The organism is Marinobacter manganoxydans MnI7-9 (assembly GCF_000235625.1).
GTDB lineage: Bacteria > Pseudomonadota > Gammaproteobacteria > Pseudomonadales > Oleiphilaceae > Marinobacter > Marinobacter manganoxydans.
Genome location: NZ_AGTR01000014.1, coordinates 94236 through 119042, shown reverse-complemented (window position 1 = coordinate 119042; position 24807 = coordinate 94236). Strand labels below are relative to the sequence as shown.

The window sequence follows — 24807 nt, the reverse complement described above, 5'->3', positions numbered from 1 at the left end:
GCCAGTAACAATCGAGAAAACGCAGCTTCGATACTGTATGGGTTGAGCTGTCGGATAATAATCTGGGACGCCTGGATGCGCTTGAGATGACTGCTCGATCCTCGAAAAGCCTACATGGCAGTCAGCTAGAAGCTTGCCCAGGCCTGGCAATGTTCCGGTGCATCGCGTTCGCTCTCCTCGCACTAGTCCCTGGAATCGTTATCGCCGAAGCCGAAGCCGAACCCGAAGCCGGCGTCGAGCCATTCCCCGTTTTGCTTCTGGTTCCGGAGAGTGGAGCGGTTTATTCAGATTTCGCCGATGGCTTTTCCGCGTGTTTCGGAACCAAAGAGTCGCCCGTTTCGTTCTATAGGATAAAGACAATAAAGCAGGTCCAGACGAGACCAGAGTTATTGGAAGGGCACAGGGTTGTGGCGGTTGGAACGAAATCTTCCGAATTCATGCATTTTTATGGGAATGGCCTTCCATTTGTAAGCGCGCTGGTTCCTGAAAGCTTCGCTCGCCAGTTGCTTGAAAGCGGGGAAAAGGGGTCAGGTGTCGCGTCTCTCTTTTTCCTTGATCAACCTCTAAACAGACGACTATCTTTAATCAGAACTCTGTTACCAGCGGCTGAGAAACTGAGTGCTGTTCTCGGAAAGGAAAGTGCTCACTTAAAGGAAGCCATTACGCAGGAGGCAAGCCGTCTCGGTTTTACGGTGGAATCGTTTGTTGTGAAATCTGGCGAAGAGCTTCCAAAGCTTTCCGCGGGGCTGTTCGACACCAGCGACGGCCTGTTTCTTGTCTATGATCCAATTTTGACGTCTCCAACTGTGATCAGGTTTCTGCTCTACTCCGCTTACCAGAAACAGGTACCGGTATTCGGCTATTCAGATGGCTATGTAAAAGCAGGCGCCTTGGCTGCGGTCTACTCTACCTCGGAGGGGCTTGGCTGCCAGCTGGGGGAGCACCTAACAGAGAACCCCGAGCATCCCCCGTTTACGGTTGCGGCATCAAACCGACAGCCGCCGAAGATCTTTTATCCCGATTATTATCGGTATGCGGTAAACCCCTCAGTTGCCAACTCACTCGGGATCAGAATTGATCATATCCCGCCAAACCGTCCTTCCGACGCGGAAGACCAATGAAGATTTCTCTTCCAGTCATGTCCAGTATTCGGGCGCAGATCATTTTGGGTGGCCTGCTGCCCTTGATTCTGGTCGCGTCCATTTTGGGCGTTGTGGTGGGTGGTTTTGGCATTCAGGACAAAGAAGAGTCCATTCATAGTCAGACTCGTCTCATCGTAGAAAATCTGTCTCAGATGACCGAATACTACCTTTTTTCCGGTGATCAGGAGGTGCTGGCCAAATTGCTTGATTCGGCCGTGGAGTCTCGATGGGTGGACTCCGTGGCGGTTGTAGATGCGGAACGACGAGTGCTCTCCCACAAAGGAAAACAGGTACCCCAGAAGGCTGTGTTGGGCTTTATAGATGCTTGGGAAAAAGCCGGAAGTGTTGCGTACGTTTTAGATAGTCAATTGCTGAAATCTGAAAGCTTCCGGTTCGAGGGGAACGTGAAATTTCTGGTGCGCTCAATTGGCGGTAAAGAGTTCGATATCTCGGGCGATTTGTACGGGCAGGGTAATCTGCCTGCGTCTGAAGCCTTGGGATGGGTCGTCTTGCTCATAGACACCAAAGAGCTGGATTTGGCGACCGGGCAAGTGGTCACCCGGAGTATGTGGGTCATGCTTCTCGGGGTGGTTTTCAGTCTTTTGGTGTCCCTTTACCTGTCAAATCGGTTTTCAAGACCGATTAATGCAGTAACCGAGACCATTGATCGTTTGGCTCATGGCGATATGTCTGCACGGGTGCGCCCCACCGGCAAGGGGGAAATCGTTCGCCTGGCCTCCAACGTGAACATCATGGCTGAGACCATAGAGTTGTCCCATCAGCAGCTTCACGAGCGAATTGCACATGCAACCTCGTCGCTGCAGAAAAAGGTGAGTGAGCTGGAGCAGAGAAATAAAGAGCTGGATGCCGCTCGTACCAAGGCCAGTGAAGCAGAAAAAGTCAAAGCTGATTTTCTGGCCAACATGAGCCATGAAATAAGAACGCCGGTTAACGCAATCTATGGATTCAGTCAGCGTATTCTCAGACCGGGGTCAGCATCTGAGACGAAAGAATATGTTGAAATGATGTCCCGGGCTGCCAAGCTCCTGATACATCTGATCGACGGTATTCTCGGCTTTTCCAAGGCTGAATCGGGCGCAATAAGGCTGAACGAGTCGATCTTCGATATTCGTCTCTGTCTTGAAAACATCGCGACGATTTTCAGTACGGAGGCTCAGGAGAAGGGGCTCGAACTGGTCGCTTTGATTGATAGTGATGTGCCGGAGTTTATTCGGGGGGATGAACTGCGAATAGAACAGGTGCTTGCCAATCTCTTGGCGAATGCCATCAAGTTCACACATGAGGGCCATGTGCTCTTGCGTGCCTCTGTGGATCGTTCCGATAACTCGCTCAAAATCAGTGTGTCCGATACGGGGATCGGGATACCGTCTGATGAGATAGACAACCTGTTTAAAGCCTTTGAGCAGAATGACTCTACCTATACTCGAAATTTCGGCGGAGTGGGGCTCGGGTTATCCATTTGCCAGCATATCACCGGGTTGATGGGAGGATCGGTAGAGGTAGAAAGTGAGCCGGGAAAGGGCTCGGAGTTTTCGTTCAGGCTACCGATCAATACCCAGCTTAAGGCCGAACGACCCGTCGATGAGCCGTTACTGAAACTGAATGTTCTGATTTTCGAGCCGCACCCTATGGCTCGTCACAGTCTGCGGAACATGCTCGTCATGCAGGGTATCACGGTGTATACCGCCCAGAGCGCCAAGAATGCCTGTCAGGTTCTTTCAAATGACTTGCCCGGCACCAGACGCATTGATGTCGTTATTGTTGGCTTATCGCCCCGTAGCGATATGGATAGCGTCAATCTGGAAAATATCCAGGAAGTGCGACGTTGCTTCTCGGGGCCGGTTCTTCTGATGGCTACAAGCCGACACTCAGAATCCGATCTGTTAATCAACATTGATGGCAGGGTTAAGGTTTTGGTGAAGCCCGCGCGAACGGAAAGTGTTATGACACGACTTGCAGAATTGTCGGATACGTCGGCAAGTCCGGCTGCATCTTCGTCGCCAAGTGACTCTTCCCAGGCATTTCTCCAATCCCGGACTGTGCTTGTGGCAGAGGATAACGAGTTCAATCGCCGGCTGATCGAGTCCTGGTTGCTTGATTGGGGGGCAAATGTCGTACTGGCCAGGGATGGTCACGAGGCCGTTGCGCGTGCGGTTGAGCACAAAGTCGATTTGGTTCTGCTCGATTTGCACATGCCAAACCTCGACGGCTTGTCAGCTTTGAAGCAACTTCGGAATCTGGACGATGCCGGCCTGAGTTCAGTCCCGGTGGTTATCGTCACCGCAGATGTTTTCGGTGCCCAGGACTGTTTGAGGGAATCGGGGCCGGGGGTTCAGCTTGTGCACAAACCCATCAATTCCGAGTTGCTGGCAAACACCATTGCCAACATGCTGGGTATGGCGGAACCCGTCGTTGTAAACGAACAGGGCGCTATATCGACCGCGGCAATCCCGGAACGACTTCGGCCCAAGCTGGAAAACGAGCTACGGGATCTGGGTGACGCCCTCAGTTCGGCATTGATGAGGGAGGCCCCCGCGGATATTCGAAACCTGCTGCATCAAATTCATGGAGTAGCCGGGTACTTCCAGCTGGAGGCTCTCGTTCAGGCCGTGGATTCTTCTCGCAAAGCACTTCGTCACAAACCTACACCAACGTCCAAAGAGGTGGAGCAGCTCCTGGCTCTGCTTGCTGATCCGTACGCGCAGACACGCGAGGAATTGGATGAATAAACGCGTGTATCCCTGTGGTGGCCCCTCAACTCGAAATCGGGTTCCGGCTGCTTTGATTCTGATCGTTGGCCTGACAGCGAGCGGATCTCCAAAGGCAGAACCCGGTGACGAAACGCACTTTTTCACGGATATTCCAGTGGGTGTAACTGTATCCAGAATGATGCAGCCGGCCAGCCAGTCGGGTGCATCAATGACCGTTATAGATCAGGATATGATCCGTGCATCCGGTGCGACGGAAATCGCCGATTTGCTGCGGTTGGTTCCCGGATTTCAGGTATCGGGCGCTACTATCAGTTCTCCCTATCTTGTGGCTTACCATGGCCAGTCCGATATTCTTCAACGTGGACTTGAGGTGATGATCGACGGTGCCTCGGTTTACAGTTCCTATCTGACCGTGGACTGGCAGACCCTCGGTGTTGCCCTTGAGGACATCGAACGAATCGAGGTCATCAGGGGTGGTGGCGCGCCAACCTATGGCTACAACGCGTTCACCTCAACGATTAACATCATCACGCGCAAGCCCATAGGCACTCCGGGTGTTTTTGTCAGTGGATACGTTGGGTCCCGTGACAGTCGCGGAGCAATGATGCGATATGGGGCGGGCGATGGACCGTTACATTACCGGCTTACCGGCAAATATGAAGAGACGGAGGGCAATCGTGGCAGGTCAGATGGCAAGGCCCTGGGTTTCCTTAACCTTCGGAGCCAGATCGCTTTGGGCGATAGCGACGAGCTGGATGTTGCCCTCTCGGCGAGCGATGGCGACCTTGATAACAACGCGGATGTTCCGGTGCTGCTACCGAATACATCTCGCGATATGAGGGCCGACAGGCAACGGTTGCGTTGGACTCGTACGCTTGGCAGGGATCGCGATTTCTATGTGCAGGTTTACCGGCGCTATTCCGAGCAAGATGATCGAACAAGTCTTGGCCTGCTCTCCGATTTGCTGGGAGTCACGCCCGCAGATATTCCCTTGTTGTTCGATGGGCGCCAGGATCAGGAAGTTGAGACAGGCGTCTATACATTTCAGGAAAAACGTCACGACATTGAGGTGCAGTATCGCGATTACCACCCGGGAGCTGTCAAATGGGTTCTCGGCGCCGGTGGGCGACAGGAAAGTATGCGTAGCTTCGACACGTTTGGGGATGACGCATGGCGAACAGATAACAGTTATCGGGCATTTGCCCAGGCAAGCATTCCACTGGCAGAGCAATGGATCGTCAATGCCGGCGGTGTGTTGGAACGAGGCGATCTCTATGAAACGGGAGCGTCCTATCGACTAGCCTTGAACTATATGCCGTTCTGGAACCACACCCTCAGGCTTGGCTTCAGCCACTCAGAGCGCAAACCGACGCTTTTTGAGGAATACTACCGAAGCGCCTTGTACTTTGACGACGGCACTGTGTTGAGACAAATAACTTTTTCCAGAGGTGGGCTGGAGCCAGAGGAGCTGGACGTTATTGATCTGGGCTACATAGGGCAGCTTTTCAACAATGGCCTGTTCGTCGATGCACGTATTTTCTATGAGCGCCTGGACAACCAGTATCGAACTGAAACGGATCTGACCTCTTCCTATCCTGGTTACCTGAATGATGGTGTTGAAATCTGGTATGACGGGCGGGTCGGAGTGGATACATGGGGGCTTGAGGGGCAGCTGAAGACTGAGCCATGGCGCGGCGGTCAATTGAGTCTCCAGTTTGCGTTCCTTCGAAGTGAAGACCGTTACGATGTGATTGATACCGGTCTGATCAGCCGGGAGAATCACGTCCCGGATGCAACACTGAGTCTGCTTTTTGCACAGAAGCTGAACCATGGGATCGAGGCCAGCCTGGGGTATTACTTCCTGGATGACATGTCCTGGAATGGAGATGCAGACCTGGGGGTTTCACCTGTCATTGCCAAAACACATCGTCTGGACGTTCGGCTTGCCAAGAGAGTGGCGCAGGACTGGCTGCTCGAGGGTGTCGTTCAGAATCTGACAAATCGCTATGAGCGAGATGTTCGAGGCGAAAGCGCTCAGGATCCCCGGTTTCTGTTCAGGGTTTCAGCGCAGTTCTGAGATTGATCGCTACGGTCACATCGACGTTCCGGACGTCAACTCCTGCGCCTTCATGACTGCCTGGGTTCGGTTAGATACACTGAACTGGTCGTAAAGCTTCGCGAGGTGATTTTTAATGGTGTTTGCCGAGATGTGAAGCGTATTCGCCATTTCCTTGTTTGATTTCCCCTGGGCCAGCAGCTCCAGAATCTGTCGCTGGCGGGGTGTGATGCCGGCCAGTTCAGTGTCTTCACCTTCCACGAGAGGTGGAATAAAGACTCCTCCAGCCAATACCATTTGCAGGGCTTCCTCCAGCACCGTTGTTCCCAGCGACTTGTATACAAAGCCCGACGCACCAGATTCGATGGTTTTAAGAACAAGGTTTCGGTCGGCCGAGGCGGAGAGGATAAGAATCGGCGTTTCGGGCAGGAGGTGGCACAGTTTTGAAACCATTGGCAGACCGTTTACGCCCGGTAACGAGAGATCGATAACCGCGAGATCAAGATCGCGGTGGGCTTCGGCAATACTGATCGCCTCGTCGCCGGTTTCAGCTTCCAGAACCGTCGGGTTATCGAGCAATTTCTTCAACAGAATGGAGATTCCGTCCCGTATCAGCTCATGATCATCTGAAACCAAAATCCGCACTTTTGATGCCCGCCCTTTCGTTTCTGTCCATCCCGGACGCTCTTTCATTATAGCCAACCGGATAGATGCAAAAACTACCCAAACGGACTATTACCGCCCTGTAATCCTTTTACTAAGGTCAGTAGATCAGAAAACGGGTGGACCGGGCTGTGATGGGCCCGGCATCCCATGGAAGGCGAGCTATGCCAAAAGAACGCATTCTTATCTATTCCTCACTACTCACCATTGCCCTTGCTGGAGCAGGGTTTTACGCCTTCAAGCAGGCCTCCGATCCCCGTCTTTCAATGGACGAAGTCGCCCGTATCGGAAACTCCGTCATTACTGCTGACCAGTTGAAGGCCTACATGGGACAACGCAGCTCGGCCTCGAACGCTCTCGAAATCAAAAATCGGTTGCTCCAGGAACTGATTGAGAGGGAAGCATTGATCGCAACGGCTATTGACGAGGGTTACGAACAGGATCCGGCGGTTGTGCGGGCGCTGGAAAATGCGCTTATTGCACGGCTTCGTGAGCGGCAACTGAAACCGGCCATTGAAAGGATCGGGGTTAGCGAGGATCAGGTCAGTCGTTATTACCAGGACAACATTGCCCGCTACACCACGCCCGCCCAGAAGCGGGCTGCCATCATCAAGTTTGAGCTTGCCGACAACGCCCCTGCGGCTGAGTCGAAGCGGGTGGTAGAACTGGCCCACCGAGTTCAGACGCTGGCGTTGAGTCAACCGGAGGCTATCCGGGGCTTTGGTTCCCTCGCGGCACAATATTCCGGCGACCAGGGGTCTCGATATGTGGGGGGCGATATCGGGTGGCACGCCGAGCAAAGCCAGAGCCTTGATCCGGCTCTCGCCACTGCGCTGTCCGGTATCACAAAACCGGGAGAGATCTCCGCGCCGATCAAAGGCAGGGACGGGCTTTACCTCCTCAAGCTGATCGACATCCGGGACGAACGGATAACGCCTTTGGAATCGGTGGCGACCAACATTCGGATCCAGTTGTTGCAGCGGATGCGAATGGAGCAGGAGGCCGACTGGCTCAAGGCTACAGTCGCAAGTGTGAAGCCCGCCGTTGTCAACGAATCCCTGTTATCACAGATGGTGGTAGTACGTGACGAAGAAGTGGCCGCAGTCAGGCCACCGGAGCTTCCGCAATGAACAATCCTGAGCCTGCAACCAACACAAATCCCGGTCCCGGGGGCATCCAAATGACCATCAAGAAACTTTTTCATCCGTTGGCTTTATCCCTGATCATCGCCTGCTCTTCATTGCCGGGCTTTGCCCTGGCCGAGGTTGTCTGCAGCGGAGGGCTTAACTGCACTCAGACGATCCGTCTGACGCCCGGCTGGAATGCAATCCATGTGAAAGTCGCTCCCGTCAATGATGCGACCGGGCAGGTGTTTGCCGATTTTGTGGATGGCAGCGGGGCTCAGATAAGCAGCGTCTGGACCTGGCTTGCACAGCGTGCAAAGGTCGATTTCATTCAGGACCCTGATGCCGAAAGCATGCTGAGTGCACCGGGTTGGCTGCGTTATTTTCCACCCGCAGCGCCGCAGGCATTCCTGAGCAATCTGTTTGCGGTGCAGGCCAATCGGGCGTATCTGGTAAAGCTGGAGAGTAGCTCTGAGGCCACGCTTTCCATAACAGGGCGCCCGGCAGTACCCAGGATTAACTGGCAGCCGGGAGAGTTCAGCCTCACCGGTTTCCACGTGGATCCGGCAAATCCCCCGGTTTTTTCCGATTTCCTAGCCGGATCGCCTGCTCATGCCGGGCAATCGATCTACCGTCTGGTGGGTGATCAATGGCAACAGGTAAATCCTTCCAACACCGTGATTGATTCGGATACCGCCTACTGGGTTTTCAGCGACAGAGGCAGCAATTTTGTCGGGCCAATGGACATCGATCTGCCACAGGTTGATCGAATGGAGTTCGGCACGGTTCTAGAGCAGTTAACCCTAAAGCTCGAAAACAGTCTGGACGTTGCGCATACCGCGACATTACAACTTCTGGGTGGAGCCCCGGGGATATTCTACGCCAACCCGGATCCGGTGTCGGAGCAGTCCTGGCTACCGCTCGGTAACGGCCTGGCAATTCCGGTCGGCGCTGAGGGAGAGAGCCGGGTGCCGCTCGGTGTTCGACGGGCAGACTTCGAGCCTGATGATTTTGGACAAACGCTTGAGGTTAAAAGCACCTCTGGTGCTCGCTGGCTAATCCCGGTGACAGCCTCAGCGCCGCAGCTTAACTCCCTGTGGGTGGGAACCGTAACGATCGATCAGGTATCCCAGGTTCACAACTATCTGCGCACCTGCACAACAGAACCAACAACACTCGAACCAATCGATGCGGACGGTGACGGAACTGTCGATGTTGAAGCGGAGGCCGTCATCATTGGCAGCAATCCGGGATCGGGCAGTGATTTGTGCACAGATGCCGAGGGCTTCCCTGTATCCCAGTCCAGTGAGCTGGGTGCCGTCGCCGCCAACTTCTCTTTCCGGGTCATTATGCACCGTGAAAGCGGCCAGGTGCGCTTGCTCAAGGACGTCATCCAGATGCGTGCGGATGATGGTCGCTACGTGCTTCTGACGGACGACAGCCTGGTTCCCAACTTTCGGGGAGCGGTGTTGAGGGATGGCGAACTTGTGGGCAGGAGAATGAGCACCATGGCCTATGATTTTGCCGGCGATACCTTCGCCATGGCTGGCGGCCTCGATAGCGTGCTGACTGCAGACATCGTGCTGGCAGCCGACGCGCCGACCAACCCGTTCCGACATTACTACCACGCCGACCACGGTGGCGATGGTTACGAGGTGACCCGCCGTATGGAATTTACCTTTGGCTCTGTTGGTGAAGGTCTGGGCGCAAACTACGACGTGAAGCAGGGCACATACCGGGAAGTGATCTCCGGGCTTCATAAAGAGCAGATTGTCGCGGCCGGAAGCTTCACGCTTCGCCACGCTGCGCAAATTGATACGTTGAATCAGTGAGGACTTCGGTCATGGAAAACAAACACCATTACTACGTGCTCCGACGTTCTTTGATGCTTTCCCTGATTGCTGTAATGCTGGGATGTCTTTTCGCGAGTCCGGTATTTGCCAATTGGCCGGCACAGTTCGGGGGAAGTGGGCAGCAACGCCTGTATGACATTGCAGTTGATTCCAGAGGAAACAGCGTCACGCTAGGTTCTTTCAATGGCACGATCGAGTTTGTTAATTCAGAGGGAAATCTCGAAACATTTATTGGTGATTCAGCGGAAAATCTGTATGTCGCAAAGTATTCCAGCCAAGGCGATTTGGTTTGGGCCAAAGTTGTTAACAGTGCTGCGATCATTTCCCCGGAAAGCCTGGAAATCGATGCCTCTGATAGTGTTTACATCTCAGGAGGGCTTAATTCCGCTGGTTCGGCAACGATCGCCGGAGTGGATATTGCCGCGAACAAGTCATTCATAGCAAAACTCAATTCATCGGGCGGCTGGAACTGGGCAAGAAGCTACGATCAGGTTGGCGTAAAGTTGACCGTTCCCAAAGGTGGCAACGGAATCTACGTGGCGTCTCAAGAACGCCAGAGCCAGGACATTCTCAAGCTATCGCGTTTATCGAGGAGCAGCGGTGATGAGGTATGGAGCCTCTCAGTCGACAGCGTGACAAGCACCGCCGGTGCCATTCAATTCATCTCGGCCAACAAGATCATAGCAGAACCCCGTGGTGATGGATCCAGTGATCTATACATTGACTTCAGTATATTCGGTATTACCTCTGTGTGCGGGAACGCGACCTCGGCAAGCAATCTAGTTGCCCGAGTTCAGGAGGTTATACAAAACGCCGATCCCAACGACCCTCAGAGCACCACTACCTATTCGCTGGACTGCCGATGGGTTTGGGATGGACCGGGCTCACTGCAAACACAAACGGACATCACTGTTACTGATACGGACGTCTATCATGCGTCCAAACGTGTCCGTCGGATCAGTGCAGCTACAGGAGTGACGGTATCAGAGCAGGGATTTGAAACCGGAAGCTTCGCGGACATTTATTATGGCTCATACGGAGATCAGGGTGTTTCGATTGAGTCTGACGACTCGGGTAATGTCTATTACTCGGGAATTTATACTGGAACCCCCAGTCTTATCGGATACGGCCCGTTGGCTGAAGCGATACAACCTTCAATATTCGTGGCTAAACTGGGGCCGGATGAAACCTGGCAGTGGGTCAACTCGATATCACGACCGATCGGTCATTATGATGTTACAACCGATAGCCTCAATTCCAGGGTAGCTCTGAGTGATAATGGCGTTACCCTGTCAGTTGCTTCCGCGCTGACAGGTTCTGCGGTTTTCGCATCAGAGGAACTGGTATCTTCGGGTTTTCCTACTGAAGCACCGACTAGTCCCGTCTCGGGTCCAGAAGATGTTTTTCTCGGTCTGTTGGATGCAGCAGGCGGTAACTGGTTAATACCTGTTGATCAAATCATTGGCCAAGGAATTGCCCCTCCAGACAACGCACTGGTTGAAGCGCCAACAGTTCTCATCAATGGTGAAGTTGCCACCGACGCCGGAGATTACACCTTTTGGAGTGCAGCCGATTCCACGCTGTATATCATCGGCGAACCTCCGGGTTTGCTAACGCTGCAATGGCGGACTTCAACCGAATTGGACCCCGATAACCCTGATAAAAACACCACCAGGATTATCGTCGAGCCTGTTTTGCCGCCCGTTGATCTTATCCAGACCCATATCGCCGATACAAAGGCCGTTTTGGAGCCTGTGCATCAACCAAACAATCCGAATTTACCCATGCGATTCGCTCGCGTTGCCTATCCACCGAGCAGCCTTGACCTGGTATCGGACGGTAATTTTATCCGGTCAGAGCCAGTTGGCAGTCAGTCTGATTATGTCGTCTTGCATTACGTGGCTACCAATACGCCTGAGGAAGAGGTAGACATCCAGACCCAATCACCGGTATTTCAGGTGGTGTATACGAAGCCCTGGGATGATTCGGGTTCTTTGCAGAACAGTAACAACTGCCGCATTGGCTCGCCACTGACCAGTAATCTGCATGAAGACCCTGCGCGAAACGGCCACGTTGTTTTTGAAACTGCCCGGTATGATGCGAGCCTTCATAGCCGAACAACGGGCATCGGGCCGATCTTCCCGGTGAACAGGAGCAGTAATATCGACAATGCAATGGCGGTAGTCTGGTATCGCCAGAACGGTTTGGGTCAAAGTTGGGGTGATGCCCCGGTTCGGTATGCCTGTGAATGGCCACAGGTTGGTCCAAGTCAGGGTGACGCCAAAAGTATCGTGATCGCGGATCAGCAAGGCTCAGGAGAATTGCCTGCAAACTATACCAATGCTTCAATCTATAACCAGCCTGTTCCCGAGCTTCCTGGCTTTAATGCCAATGAGGAACATGCGCTTTTGCTCGATAACACTGTTTTTGCATTACGTAATGACCTGAACGCTGTTGTGGCAGACAACAACCCTCTATATGCCTCCGAGCCATACACGATTCTGAAATATCTGGATTCCAACTCTCAGAGCTGGGCATTTCAGGTTTATCGTATCGAGGCGCGAAATCCGAACGCCCCTTTCAGCCCGACAGCAAACAATCCTGTATATGTAGACAAGGGACTTTACACGCTCACTGCCGGGAATCTTCTCCAATTACCTCGGCCTTTTCTTGCGTTCGGCGTTTGTGATCAGTCTTTGATTACGGATGTAAATCAGGCCGGCTGGGAGGACCATAAAGGTAGTTTCTGGGCGCGGGCAGAGGGAGAAGTAACGGCCCAGTATTACTACAGGCTGCAGAATGGTTTCTACTACGACCTGGACAACGACGGGGAATCCGACCAGGAGCCGGCAAGCTGCGTGCCCTGGCTGGATCGACTGGTTGGTGCTCCGGAAAGTACCGTAGAAGGAACGCCGGTGAACGTTCGGTACGAGTTTAAATGGCCGGACGCGGTCCCTGTCATGGCGCCTGGCGAAACTCTGTTCTCTTCGAAAGAAGCTTCGTGCTCGTCCCCGTCCACAGAAAAATGCTTCCTTCCCCAGATCAACGGTCAGGCCGCTGCGCAGATCATCTATGATGAAACGCTGGAAACCGTGAGTGCGGGGCCTTCGGATTCGCTCGTGAAGCTGATGGATCCGATTAGCGATCGTTCGGTTCCGCTGGAGGCGTTAAGTGGTCAACTTGCGACCCTTTCGCAAGGTGGAATCACCTATTTCAGTGATCTTCCCTTCGTAATTCGAACCCGTCTCCGCTACGACCCGATCAACAGAGCCCTTAGCTTCAGGGGTTGGTTCGATGACAGCCAGATCGGTGATCCTCAGTTGCTCCCCAATATAATGACGACTCGGGAGCGTGATCGAATTCTGTCCCTGTCGGGAGCAGATCAGGCGTTTTCTGATGCTGTTAACCAGCTTTATCACCTCTCTCGAAATCCGAACGGGCTCAATCTGGACGGTGATCCGCAGGATGCTCCAGATGAGGCATATCTGGTCGGCGTCCAGCCGCAATACCTGGGGCAAGGCATTGACGAGGACGGAGACGGAATCGCAGACAATTTCGCTGATGCCGATAACAACAATCGGGATGATCGCCTCGATGATCCTGCCTTTGTTCTGCCGCCAACCCAGTTCGTCGTAAAGGTGGAAGACAACACAGTGGCCGAATCCCAGGCCTTACTGGGCACGCCCATGGCATTGACAGCAGGGCGCCCGACTGGCGAAGGCTACGTTACAGTCGCGTTCAATAATGATCCCAGCCTTGGCTCATTGCCCGTCAGTCTGCAGGTTTTGCGGATGGATAATAGCAATGGCGTCTACCAGGGCAATATCTGGGTTGTGCCTTCCGATAACATCTTTGAGGAGGCACTTACGCTGCGGCACAGCGGCGATTTTGCCGGGGATCCGGATCTGGTTGATTTCGAATGGTACTACCAGCCTGATACCAACGGACAACCGGATTCACCGCCGGTACCTGGCGATCCTCTCTCTCCCTGGATTATTCACCCGGATTCCGGCCCCGGTGCACTCGACATTACCATTGAGGGCCCAGGCCTTCTTACCCTGAGTGATAACTGGTTCATTACCCGTTATACCAACCTGGGTGGTGCAGAGTACGGCAACGATGTGACCCCGAGTGCATGGGCCGGAGATCCCAGTTATGACCCTGCCGCTCCATCCTCCGACCCGGCTGTTCTGGCCAAAGGCATGCTTGCCACAGGATGGATAAAGCGGGTCATTGCGGGCCTGAATCCATTTGATCAGCGGGTCAGCGACTTCCGGGAAGCAGAAGTGAATACGCTGACAAGCATGATCGCACAGGCCGGCGAACCCTATGCCGGTCCTATTCCGTTCAACCCTGACCCGGATGTGGTGAATGGGGTAGGAATCATTGAGGCCTATCAGACCGTGCTAGAACGGGGCAAAGACCTCAGTATCAACGCGGGATTCGATGATATCGCTGCGAATACCCAGTTGCTCAATGTGGCGACTCGAATCGCAGACCTGTACATGCTCCTCGGTAATGAAGCCTATGCCGACGCCCAGGATCCGACCATTGGGCTTGAAGCTGATAGTGAACTGGGCAGCGTCGCTTCCTCGCTGTTTGCATTCAAGAATCAACTCCAATCGCCTTTGGAGGAAGAGCTTGTGTTATTGCGCGGGCGGGATGATAGCCGTGCCGGTGTTTCCGGGTATCCCGTAAATAACCGTTTGTTCTGGAATTTTACCCAGGGCAACGGCGAAGTCGCTTACGTGCAGAATTACCGGATAACCGATCAGAACAAGGACGGATTTATTACGGAGACTGATGCCCGGGCTCTCTACCCGCAAGGACATGGGGATGCATGGGGGCATTACCTAAGCTCCGTTAAGAGTCGGTACGTCCTGTTGCAGGAACCAAACTTCACCTGGAAACCCAGAGCCGAGTCTGTCCTGGTGGCGGGCGTGCCAATCGAGGTGGACTACCTGGACGAGCGAAAGTTTGCTCAAGCCGCCGCCGCCAAAGCAAAAGCTGGCTCGGAGATTATTAATCTCACATACCGCGAGAAATATGTGGAGGCACCGTCCGGACAATGGCAGGGCTACAAGGACACTGCAGATAAGAGTGATCGGGCCTGGGGGCTGGATGGTTGGGGTCGTCGTGCCGGGCAGGGTGCGTATTTTGACTGGCTGACCGCCAACGCCATTCTCCCGGCGGTGGACGAGCTCAACCAGGGGATCGAAAAGGTTGACCGCACAACCGTCGTGGAGCTCTCTCAGATTGTAGATCAATATGGGGCAGTCCAGGCACAGCTCGACCAGGCCGACGCCGGGTTGAATCCTTTGGGTTTGGCCAAGGGCGTTGTGCCTTTCGATATTGATCCGAACTTTCTTGAGGTCGGCTCGGGTATTCAGGGAGAAAGCCATTTTGACCAGATAGCGCAACGGGCACAGATTGCTCTGGATAACGCCGTAGAGGTCTTCAACTTTGCTAACCAGCAAACGCAGTCTGTTCGCTCGGTGCAAGACGACGCGGACGAGCTGAATAATTCAGTGATTCAGCAAGAGAGAGATTACCGGAATCGCCTGATTGAAATATTTGGGTACCCGTACGCCGGTGATGTTGGTGGAGGTAAAACCTATCCGTCCGGTTATAACGGGCCGGATATCTATCACTACATGTATGTTAGTTCTGAATTAACTGGAGACTTGCCTCCTCCTGACGGCTCATTTACAGGGTTTTACTCAGCAATCTCCCTAGGCGGGACAGAGGGTTTTGCATTCCCCAGCGACCTGGGCGCTGCTTATGATTGGGTGAGCGACACTCTTGAAGTTGATTATCCCGTGGCCAGAGGTGCTGACTGGAAATTCGTTGCCCCGCAGAGCTGGGGTAAGCGCAGGGCACCCGGCCGTCTTCAGCATGCCGTTTCTGATTTCATTCAAGCTCAGGCCCAGCTCCAAAGGGCGGCAAAAGAGCATGAAAATCTGTTGCTTGAAGTTACTGACGCGGCAGACCTGATAAAAGCAGAATATCAGCTAAATATGGACGAAATACGCATTCTAAATGAAAGGGCAAATAATACCTACGATTTGAATGCGGGTCTTATCGCCGCAAAATCGGCCAACATTGTCGCCACTCAAAGTGCTGAAGCTCTGAAAGATGCGGCGGATTCCGTAGAAAATGCTTTGCCTCAAGTAATCGGTTTTTCCAACGATGCTCTGAGTGGCGTCAGAGGTGCTATAGGCGCAATGGCTTTGGTATCCACGACCCCTTTTTACGCCGCAGCCGGCGCCGCTGAGATTGCAGAGGCAAGTATTGATGTGGCCAAGGAGGCTGTGGAATTACAGACGGACATTAAGTTATCCAGAGATACCCTAAACGTTGCTGTTCAGGAACGGATCAAAGAGCTGGAACAACTCTGGCGGGAAGAAGCGTTATTAAGGCTTGAGTTGTTTACCCAGGCCGAGGTGGTAAACCAGAGCTTGGGCAGCTATTACGAAGTCCTCGCTGAGGGTCAGCGCCTGCTGGAAGAGCGCCGCTCGTTCAGGGTATTTACCGCTGGTGATGTTCAGGCCAACCGTTACAGCGACCTCACGTTCCGGATCTTCCGCAACGATGCCCTGCAGAAATACCGTGCCCAGTTTGATCTGGCGGCTCGCTATGTCTACCTGGCAGCAACCGCCTATGATTACGAAACCAATCTGCTCGGTGATGATGCTGGTTCAGGCCGCAAGTTCCTGGCGGATATCGTACGGCAGCGCGGACTAGGGCAGGTTATTGATGGTGTGCCTATTGCCGGCACGCCCGGCCTTGCAGATGTTCTGGCACGACTGACCCAGAACTTCGATGTCTACCGTGGCCAATTGGGATTCAACAACCCTCAGGTGGAAACCAACCGGTTCTCGCTGCGCTATGAGTTATTCCGCAAGCGTCTTGACCCCGACGATCCGAACAGTGAGCTGGTCAGGTTGGAGACCAATCAGGAATGGCGTCAAAAGCTCGAAGAGAGCCGGGTTGATAACCTTTGGGATATTCCCGAGTTCCGTCGCTATGCCAGGCCCTTTGCCCCGGAGAGTGCGGGGCCCCAGCCAGGCCTGGTGATTCGCTTCCCGACAACCGTGAATTTCGGGCTCAACTTCTTCGGTCGGGAACTGGGGGCAGGCGACAGCGCCTATGATCCAACGAATTTCGCGACCAAAGTGCGGGCCGTAGGCACCTGGTTCGAAGGCTACAACGAAACCGGCTTGTCCAATACGCCTCGTGTCTACCTGCTTCCCGTGGGTATGGATATTATGCGCTCGCCCACTGGCGACACGCTTGCGACCCGGGAATGGCGGGTTGTAGACCAACGGTTGCCTGAACCCTTCCCGATCGGCGCATCGGATCTGACCAATCCCGAGTGGATTCCGATCAATGACTCCCTCAGTGGCACTTATGCGGATATCCGCCGGTCCTCAAGCTACCGGGCCTACCACGACAGTGGCGAATACGATCCCGCCCAGACTGCCAGTGATACTCGCCTGGTGGGACGGTCGGTCTGGAATACGGACTGGATGCTGGTGATTCCGGGAGGCACCCTCAATTACCTGCCTGATGAAGGCCTGGATCGTCTGATTCATGGACAGCTCACACCGGAAGGCACGCGTGATGGCAACGGTATTTCAGACATCAAGTTGCACTTCCAGACTTACGGCTACTCAGGGAACTAAGGTGATCAGCATGAAAAATACAAGTGTTTTCAGGGCTGTATCGTCAGGTCTTGTGCCAATGATGTTGGTTGCCCACTCTGCGATGGCAGCGATCCCCGAGCCTGACAATCTTCTCTACGGAACCGTGACCGTCGATGGCACTCTAGTGACGGCGGCTGACACGAATGTGTCCCTGCTTCTTGAGTACCAGGGGCAGATCATTGATCGCTACGTCATGGGCGAGGATCCTGCGGCACAGGATCGCTATGTGCTTTCGGTGCCACTGGACGTAATTGATGAACGGCGCGACGGCTTTCTGCGCAAGGGCGATGTGCTTACGGTTCGTTATCAGATGGGTACTTCACGGTCTGCCGCTACAGAGGTTGTGGTAGATGACCGGGGCACGTCGGTGGAGTTGAACCTCGCTCTGAGAGGCGTCGATATTATTGATGGCCCCGATCCCAACAGTCAGGACAGTGATGGGGATGGTATTTCAGACGTAGCGGAAGTCGCCGCCGGACTGAACCCTTTTGATCCATCCGACGCATTTCTTGATGCAGACGGCGACGGTGTTAACAACCTGGACGAGTACCTGGCGGGTCGGGATCTCAACGCAGATGATGAACCACCTCTGCTGATTCCGCCCAGCGATATCGAGGTTCCAGCTACCGGTCTATTCACCCGGGTCGATCTTGGTGAAGCGACCGCCTTCGATGCTCTGGATGGCGCCATCACAGCGACTAACGATGCCAGACCACAAATGCCTCCTGGTGCCCATTTTGTGGAATGGAAAGCCAGTGACAAATCCGGGAATGTGGCGACAGAGACCCAGCTCGTGATTGTCAAACCTATCGTCAACTTCCATACCGATGCGGTGGTGGCTGAGGGCAGCAGTGTGGAATTGGTTGCCGAGCTGAACGGACCGGCCGCGATCTATCCCGTTTCGATTCCCTACACGGTCGCTGGCACGGCAGTCGGCGGCGGAGTGGACCATACCCTTGCCAATGGAGAGATTCTGATACAGAGCGGGCTTCGGGGCAGTGTTAACTTTCAGGTGATCGATGACGCTGATGGCGGTGAGACCCAGGAAACCATCGTAGTGACCATGGGTGCCTCGGTTAACGTAGTGCTTGGCGAGAAAACCGTCTACACGGCACAAATAAGTGACCAGAACATCGCTCCTACCGTAGAGATGGTTGCCGATCAGGGGCAGGGCCAGACTCGGCTGGTGGTTACAGATGAAGGCCCCGTCACCGTGAATGCCCTGGTCAGCGATCCGGATCCCGGTGATAGCCATAGCTATGACTGGTCCTTCAGTGACAGTCAGTTGCTAGAGACGGACGGCGACAGTTCTGACGGCCAGTTCGTATTTGATCCGGGTAACCTGTCGCCCGGGTTCTACACCGCTGCCGTAAGCGTCAGAGACAGCTCGCTTGCAGAGAGCCGTAATGATGTAGTGATAGCGGTGCTGAGCGAAGCCCCTTTGCTCACGTCGCTGGATTCGGATGGTGATGGCATCACTGACGATATTGAAGGCTTCGTTGACACTGACGGCGATGGCATCCCCAATTATCTTGATGACCTGGAACCGGAAAACCTGATCCGCGCCATGGCTTCTGCGAGCGATGAATACCTGATCGAAACAGAGCCGGGCCTGAAACTTTCGCTCGGCTATACCGCGCTATCGTCGAAAAAGAACAGCGCCATCGTGGATGTAGATGACGTTGCTCTGGCGTTCTCATTGCCCCCACTGGAGGAGGGCCAACGTTCGGAGCAGTTCCCGGGCGGCATTTTCGATTTTACGGTGAGTGGTCTGGCGCAACCATCCGACTCGGCTTATGTCGTCTTACCGCAGCTTGCAGTCATTCCAAAACGTGCTGTCTACAGAAAATATTCGGCAGAGACGATGGCCTGGAATGCGTTTATCGAAAATGACAGGAATGCGGTTTATTCGGCTCCCGGTGAAGAGGGCTTCTGTCCTCCACCTAAATCCGGCGATTACAGGCCTGGCCTGAACCAGGGTGACTGGTGCGCAATGTTATTAATTGAAGATGGTGGTCCGAACGATGCAGACGGCCTTGCCAATCAACGCATAAAGGACCCCGGTGGCATCCAGGGCGAGACTGAGAGCAGTACGGCCAGTGGTGGTGGCGGTGGAGGCCGTTTCGATCCCTTCTTGTTGTTATTGGTAGCCTTGTCGGCGGGCTTGATCTATCGCAGTCGTCTTCGCCGAGGGAATAGTGGCCGGTAACAGGGTTTTCGGCGAGAACCGACACAACTACGGGATCCCGGCAACAATGAGCGTAATTGCGCTCATTGTTGCCGTATTTCAGCCTGAAGCCTCTTCTTTTTTACAATACCGGAATGATTTCCATCAGAGTGGCGAGGTCTGGCGATTGGTATCGGCCCATTTCGTCCACCTTGACTGGTCGCACCTCTTGTTGAATCTCTCCGGACTCTGGTTACTGTGGTCGCTTGTTGGGAGGGCACTCAACACGGACCAGTGGTTACTATTGATCGTTCTATTGTCCGTTTCAATCACGGTGGGTTTGAAGGTAGTTGCGAAAGAGGTTGATTGGTACGTCGGACTATCTGGTTTGCTCTATGGAATGCTGTCTCTCGGGTTAGTAGTCAAGATCAGTGAGTTTAAATCACCACTGACCCTTGTGCTTGCCCTGGTTTTGCTCAAGGCTGCACAGGACAGTCTCTACGGACCATTGACCTTGATGGCCATGACAGATCAAAGGGTTGTTGCAGACGCCCACACCTTCGGAGTGCTTGCCGGCTGCTGCTTCGGTTTGCTGTGTCGATTTTGCATAGTCCGCAAAAACAAAAAGCCCGGACCTTTCGGCCCGGGCTTTTTATCGGAATCTGGTCGGGACGGTAGGATTTGAACCTACGACCCCTTGCACCCCATGCAAGTGCGCTACCAAGCTGCGCTACGCCCCGATTCGCTCTTTGCCAACTGGAAAAACTTGAGAGTATTCTCAGTGGCTTAGCGGGAGCGAAGTCTACACGAGCCCATGGAAAAAATAAACATCCGATGGCGATTTTGATGCCCGTTTTTTAGCGCAGCTTGGTTTCCCGGAGTTTCAGGATAAATTCGGGTGGTTCAAAGGTGTCTGGCCGGGCAAATTCCCAGTATTTGTCGAACACCGTCAGCCCGGTTTTTCCCTCCAGCAGGGCCCCGGGTTCGAGGAATGGAAACAGATCCATGTAAGAGTGCACCTCTGTTTTGGATACCCGCCGAACGATGTGCTCCGGGCCGAGTTCGGAAGGGTGCCTGAGCCCCGAGGCTTCCAGCAGGTTCTGCAGCGCGTCGAGCGTATTCTTGTGGTAGTTGTATACCCTTTGGCTCTTGTGCTCTACGTCGAGCTTGTTACCGCGTCGGGGGTCCTGGGTGGCTACGCCGCTCGGGCAGCGCCCGGTGTGGCAATTGATCGCCTGTATGCAGCCCAGCGCAAACATATAGCCCCTGGCCGCGTTGCACCAGTCAGCCCCCAGCGCCAGGGTTCGCGCAATGTTGAAGGCAGAGGTGATCTTGCCGGCGGCGCCAATGGCAATGTCCTCCCGAAGATTGGTACCCACCAGAGTGTTGTGAACCAGCAGGAGCGCTTCGGTCATTGGCATTCCCAACCGATTAATAAACTCGAGGGGAGCCGCACCGGTGCCGCCTTCTCCGCCGTCGACCACGATAAAATCCGGTTTTCGCCCGGTCTCCAGCATGGCTTTAACGATGGCAAACCATTCCCATGGGTGGCCGATAGCGAGCTTGAAGCCAATGGGCTTGCCTCCGGACAGCTCCCGCAGCCGGTCAATGAATTCCAGCATTTCTATTGGTGTTGAGAACGCCGAATGGCTGGCAGGGGAGACGCAGTCCTCGCCAACAGAAACGCCTCGTGCTTCGGCGATCTCCGGCGTTACCTTGGCGCCGGGCAAAATTCCGCCATGACCGGGCTTTGCGCCCTGAGATAGTTTGAGCTCTATCATTTTGACCTGATCAAATGAGGCATTCTCGCGAAACATGTCTTCGTTGAACGAACCATCTTTGTGACGGCAGCCGAAGTATCCCGAACCGATCTCCCAGACCAGGTCACCGCCGGGCTGTTTGTGGTAGCGGGAAATGGAGCCCTCTCCGGTATCGTGATAGAAGCCTCCCATCCTGGCGCCGGCATTTAGACTGAGGATGGCGTTGGCTGACAGCGAGCCAAAGCTCATGGCAGAGATGTTGAACACGCTTGCGTTGTAGGGCTTGTCGCAGTTTTTTCCGATCAGGATACGGAAATCGCTACTACTGAGGCGGGTGGGTGCAAGGGAATGATTCATCCACTCGAAACCCTCATCGTACATCCCGAGTTGTGAGCCGAAAGGGCGCTTGTCCAGAACATTCTTCGCGCGCTGATAGACGATGGTGCGCTGTTCCCGTGAAAAGGGACGCTCTTCCGTGTCTGACTGGATGAAATACTGCCGGATTTCAGGGCCCACGGATTCAAGCAAATAACGAAAGTTGGCCATGATCGGATAGTTCCGGCTGACCGTGTGTTTTCGTTGCATCAGGTCGTAGGTACCCAGGGCCGCGAACGCGCCAAATATTACCGGAAATACATAACCTTCCTCCAAGACCAGGGCAAGCCCGAGCGAGACAAAAAATCCGGCAATGCTGAGTGCATAGGCGGTATAGCGAAGCGGAAAGGTCTTTGTTTTTTCCATGGGATCCTCTGATTGGCTCGGAAAAGCCGACTCGAACAGAGCGGCAGCTGATGAAGAGTTTAGTCGTACGATGCGGGATCCTGTCGCGATTGGTCCCGAATCTGGCTGGTCCGTTTTCGATCATGGTCTATGATTAATATCAAGGCGGCAAAATAATCGTGGTTTTGATGTTTTGAACTCAAAATATTATGATAACGCGCTTGTAATGTCTGAATACCGATTCTGAATAAACGATTTACCAACTCAGGAGGCTCCATAACGTGGGCGAGGTAGTTAAAGACGAATATTCCACGGATTACGTGGCTGGCCAGGACAATATCACTCCGTTCGGGCTGGATCTCCATGCACCGGTATTTCCGATTACGGCGATACTGGTTGTTGCGTTTGTGATAGGCACCCTGATGTTCCCCGGGCCAGCGAAAGAGCTGCTCGACGGGGCAAAATGGGACATTATCGCGACGTTTGACTGGTTTTTCCTGATCAGTGCCAACATCTTCGTGGTGGTGTGCCTGGCTCTGATCTTCCTGCCGATGGGTAAAATCCGCATCGGGGGGCAGGACTGCAAACCTGAATTCTCAACGCTTTCCTGGTTCTGCATGCTTTTCGCCGCCGGTATGGGCATTGGTCTTATGTTCTGGGCCGTGGCCGAGCCGGTGGCTTACTACACGGGATGGTACGAGACGCCGTTCAATGTAGAGGCAAACACAGATGACGCCCGTAATCTCGCGATGGCCGCGACCATGTACCATTGGGGTCTGCATCCCTGGGGCATCTATGCAGTCGTTGCTCTTTCCCTGGCGTTTTTCGCCTTTAACAAAAACATGCCTTTGACCATTCGCTCGGCCTTTTTCCCGCTGCTGAAAGACAAGGTGTGGGGCTGGCCTGGACACATTATCGATGTGCTGGCTGTTGTCGCGACGATCTTTGGTCTGGCAACGTCACTTGGTTTCGGTGCCCAGCAGGCGGCTTCTGGTCTGAACTACCTGTTTGGTACAGGTGCAGATACGAATATCCAGATGGCGATCATTGTCGGCGTCACAGCCCTCGCATTGATCTCGGTGCTCAGGGGGCTCGACGGTGGCGTAAAGATTTTGAGTAATATCAACATGGCCGTTGCGGGCATTCTGCTGTTGTTCGTTATATTTGCCGGTCCGACGATGACAGTTCTGGAAACTCTCTGGGTGACTTCCTCCAATTACGTGGGCAACGCATTGCAACTGAGTAATCCGTTTGGCCGCGAGGACGAAGCCTGGTTCCAGGGCTGGACTGTATTCTACTGGGCCTGGTGGATTTCCTGGTCACCGTTCGTAGGTATGTTTATCGCGCGCGTGTCCAAGGGCCGTACCGTTCGTGAATTTGTCACTGCCGTGTTGATCGTCCCGACTGTTATCACTGTTGTATGGATGAGCGCCTTCGGTGGTGCCGCCATTGAACAGATTCAGCAGGGCATTGGTGAACTGGCTGAGAACGGCCTGACCGAGGTTTCGTTGGCTACGTTCCAGATGTTCGCGAACCTCCCGCTGACTGGAATCCTGTCATTTGTCGGTATCGTTCTGGTTCTGGTGTTCTTCGTAACATCTTCCGACTCTGGTTCGCTGGTCATCGACAGTATTACGGCTGGTGGCAAGACTGATGCACCGACCGCCCAGCGTGTGTTCTGGGTAGTTGCCGAGGGTGCGATTGCTGCAGCTCTGATCTTTGGCGGCGGTGAAGATGCACTGGGCGCGATCCAGGCAACCGCTATCAGTGCGGGGCTGCCATTTACGGTGGTTCTCCTGATCATGACCTGGGGGCTTCTGAAGGGCCTCAGTCATGAGCGGCAACTGTTGATCGCCCGGGGCGAACTGTCCTGAGGGGTCGTGGAAATAAAAAAACCGGGGCTTTGGCCCCGGTTTTTTTATGTTTGCTATTAACTCAGTTACTGGCAAACGTTTCCATGGCGAAACGTGAACGCTCCAGAGGCGTGAAGTGTGGACGTTTGAGCGCTTCAATCGCGCGGAGTCGGGGAAGCAGTCCGCGGCCATTTGCCATCTGGATTGCCAGTCCGGGCCGGGCGTTCAATTCCAGTAGCAGTGGCCCCTCGTTCGCATCTACCACCAGATCAACCCCCATGTAGCCCAGCCCGGTTGCTTCGTAGCAGCGGGAGGCCATTTCCAGCATCTCATCCCAGGCTTCTATCTGGATATTCTCCAGTGCCAGACCGGTGTCCGGATGGAGGGTTATGGGGCGGTTGAACTGAACCGCATTCAGTCCCTGGCCAGAGCCGATATCCAGGCCAACCCCAACGGCGCCCTGATGCAGGTTTGCCTTACCGTCAGACGCGGTTGTGGCCAGTCTCAGCATCGCCATTACCGGGTAACCCTGGAAAACGATAATCCGGATATCGGGCACACCCTGATGAGAATACTTCGCCAATGACGGGGCGGACTCCACCAGGTTTTCGACGATAGCCACGTCCGGAGTACCCGCGAGCGAGTAGAGCCCGGCCAGAATGTTGGTCAAATGACGCTCCAGGAACGGAGAATCTACCCGCGAGCCGGATGCCTTGATGTACTCGTCGCCATCCCGACCGGTTATGACGGTAATTCCCTTGCCGCCAGACCCTTTCGCCGGTTTGATGGCAAATCCGGCCAGATCCTCCGCCATTTCCCGGAAGTGTGATATCTCATGCTGTTGGCGGACAACCTGAAGCAGTTTCGGGGTTTTTACGCCGTATTCGGCAACCACCAGTTTTGTTTTCAGTTTGTTGTCTACCAACGGATAGGATGACCGCTCATTGTACCGGGCAATGTAATCCACATTGCGCCGGTTCATGTTCAGCATCCCCAGCCTCTTGAGCGATCTCGGCGATATCCAGTCCATG

General features: G+C 54.2%; 12 protein-coding genes and 1 tRNA gene. 9 read left to right on the top strand and 4 right to left on the bottom strand.

The window, feature by feature from the left end; all coding sequences use genetic code 11:
• Nucleotides 1–86: 86 nt before the first annotated feature.
• From KYE_RS03560 to KYE_RS03550, 3 genes are all read left to right on the top strand, one after another.
• On the top strand, nucleotides 87–1121 hold the full coding sequence (locus KYE_RS03560; protein WP_081467500.1) for an ABC transporter substrate-binding protein: 1035 nt from the start codon (nucleotides 87–89) through the stop codon (nucleotides 1119–1121).
• Nucleotides 1118–3892, top strand: a complete 2775-nt coding sequence (locus tag KYE_RS03555) for an ATP-binding protein (protein WP_008170473.1) — start codon at nucleotides 1118–1120, stop codon at nucleotides 3890–3892. Before KYE_RS03560 ends, KYE_RS03555 begins: the two co-directional genes overlap by 4 nt.
• Before the next feature lie 136 nt (nucleotides 3893–4028).
• A complete protein-coding gene (locus tag KYE_RS03550) occupies nucleotides 4029–5951 on the top strand; it encodes a TonB-dependent receptor plug domain-containing protein (RefSeq protein ID WP_158217740.1) in 1923 nt (640 codons plus the stop codon).
• 15 nt (nucleotides 5952–5966) lie between these two features.
• Here KYE_RS03550 and KYE_RS03545 read toward each other — a convergent pair whose 3' ends face one another.
• Complete coding sequence (locus KYE_RS03545; protein WP_008170469.1) at nucleotides 5967–6623, bottom strand: response regulator; 657 nt, start codon at nucleotides 6621–6623, stop codon at nucleotides 5967–5969.
• Between the two features lie 134 nt (nucleotides 6624–6757).
• Here KYE_RS03545 and KYE_RS03540 point away from each other — a divergent pair, with 134 nt between their 5' ends.
• Genes KYE_RS03540 through rrtA form a run of 5 tightly spaced genes read left to right on the top strand, consistent with a single transcriptional unit; the run spans nucleotide 6758 to nucleotide 20128 of the window.
• Nucleotides 6758–7723 carry a peptidyl-prolyl cis-trans isomerase gene (locus KYE_RS03540; RefSeq protein ID WP_008170467.1) on the top strand — a complete coding sequence of 322 codons (966 nt, stop codon included), beginning with the start codon at nucleotides 6758–6760 and terminating at the stop codon, nucleotides 7721–7723.
• Between the two features lie 50 nt (nucleotides 7724–7773).
• Entirely contained in the window at nucleotides 7774–9549 is a 1776-nt protein-coding gene (locus KYE_RS03535; protein WP_139043659.1) for a hypothetical protein, read from the top strand.
• A gap of 11 nt (nucleotides 9550–9560) precedes the next feature.
• Nucleotides 9561–17255: a hypothetical protein gene (locus KYE_RS03530; protein ID WP_008170465.1), complete on the top strand. Its 7695-nt coding sequence runs from the start codon at nucleotides 9561–9563 to the stop codon at nucleotides 17253–17255.
• Nucleotides 17256–17265: 10 nt separating this feature from the next.
• Nucleotides 17266–19485, top strand: a complete 2220-nt coding sequence (locus KYE_RS03525) for a choice-of-anchor U domain-containing protein (RefSeq protein ID WP_139043658.1) — start codon at nucleotides 17266–17268, stop codon at nucleotides 19483–19485.
• 46 nt (nucleotides 19486–19531) lie between these two features.
• Nucleotides 19532–20128, top strand: a complete 597-nt coding sequence (rrtA, locus tag KYE_RS20985; protein WP_081467498.1) for a rhombosortase — start codon at nucleotides 19532–19534, stop codon at nucleotides 20126–20128.
• On the opposite strand, the gene KYE_RS03520 is transcribed toward rrtA, so the two are convergent.
• Both KYE_RS03520 and KYE_RS03515 read right to left on the bottom strand, forming a co-directional pair.
• A tRNA-Pro gene (locus tag KYE_RS03520) sits at nucleotides 20107–20183 on the bottom strand. The two genes, rrtA and KYE_RS03520, sit on opposite strands and share 22 nt — an antisense overlap.
• 117 nt (nucleotides 20184–20300) lie before the next feature.
• Entirely contained in the window at nucleotides 20301–21944 is a 1644-nt protein-coding gene (locus tag KYE_RS03515) for an FMN-binding glutamate synthase family protein (RefSeq protein WP_008170462.1), read from the bottom strand.
• Nucleotides 21945–22204: 260 nt separating this feature from the next.
• Between KYE_RS03515 and KYE_RS03510 the strand changes: the two genes are divergently transcribed.
• Nucleotides 22205–23797 (top strand): BCCT family transporter, encoded by a 1593-nt coding sequence (locus KYE_RS03510; protein ID WP_008170461.1) that lies wholly within the window; start codon nucleotides 22205–22207, stop codon nucleotides 23795–23797.
• Between the two features lie 61 nt (nucleotides 23798–23858).
• Here the strand turns inward: KYE_RS03510 and KYE_RS03505 are convergent, their stop codons facing one another.
• Complete coding sequence (locus KYE_RS03505) at nucleotides 23859–24806, bottom strand: alpha-L-glutamate ligase-like protein (protein WP_039881821.1); 948 nt, start codon at nucleotides 24804–24806, stop codon at nucleotides 23859–23861.
• Nucleotide 24807: the final 1 nt, after the last annotated feature.

Bases quoted from the DNA above. Each gene is read 5' to 3' on its own strand.
- KYE_RS03525 (WP_139043658.1), top strand. From the start codon at position 17,266: ATGAAAAATACAAGTGTTTTCAGGGCTGTATCGTCAGGTCTTGTGCCA.
- KYE_RS03505 (WP_039881821.1), bottom strand. From the start codon at position 24,806: ATGGACTGGATATCGCCGAGATCGCTCAAGAGGCTGGGGATGCTGAAC.
- KYE_RS03560 (WP_081467500.1), top strand. From the start codon at position 87: ATGACTGCTCGATCCTCGAAAAGCCTACATGGCAGTCAGCTAGAAGCT.
- KYE_RS03515 (WP_008170462.1), bottom strand. From the start codon at position 21,944: ATGGAAAAAACAAAGACCTTTCCGCTTCGCTATACCGCCTATGCACTC.
- KYE_RS03530 (WP_008170465.1), top strand. From the start codon at position 9,561: ATGGAAAACAAACACCATTACTACGTGCTCCGACGTTCTTTGATGCTT.
- KYE_RS03540 (WP_008170467.1), top strand. From the start codon at position 6,758: ATGCCAAAAGAACGCATTCTTATCTATTCCTCACTACTCACCATTGCC.
- rrtA (WP_081467498.1), top strand. From the start codon at position 19,532: ATGAGCGTAATTGCGCTCATTGTTGCCGTATTTCAGCCTGAAGCCTCT.
- KYE_RS03535 (WP_139043659.1), top strand. From the start codon at position 7,774: ATGACCATCAAGAAACTTTTTCATCCGTTGGCTTTATCCCTGATCATC.
- KYE_RS03545 (WP_008170469.1), bottom strand. From the start codon at position 6,623: ATGAAAGAGCGTCCGGGATGGACAGAAACGAAAGGGCGGGCATCAAAA.
- KYE_RS03555 (WP_008170473.1), top strand. From the start codon at position 1,118: ATGAAGATTTCTCTTCCAGTCATGTCCAGTATTCGGGCGCAGATCATT.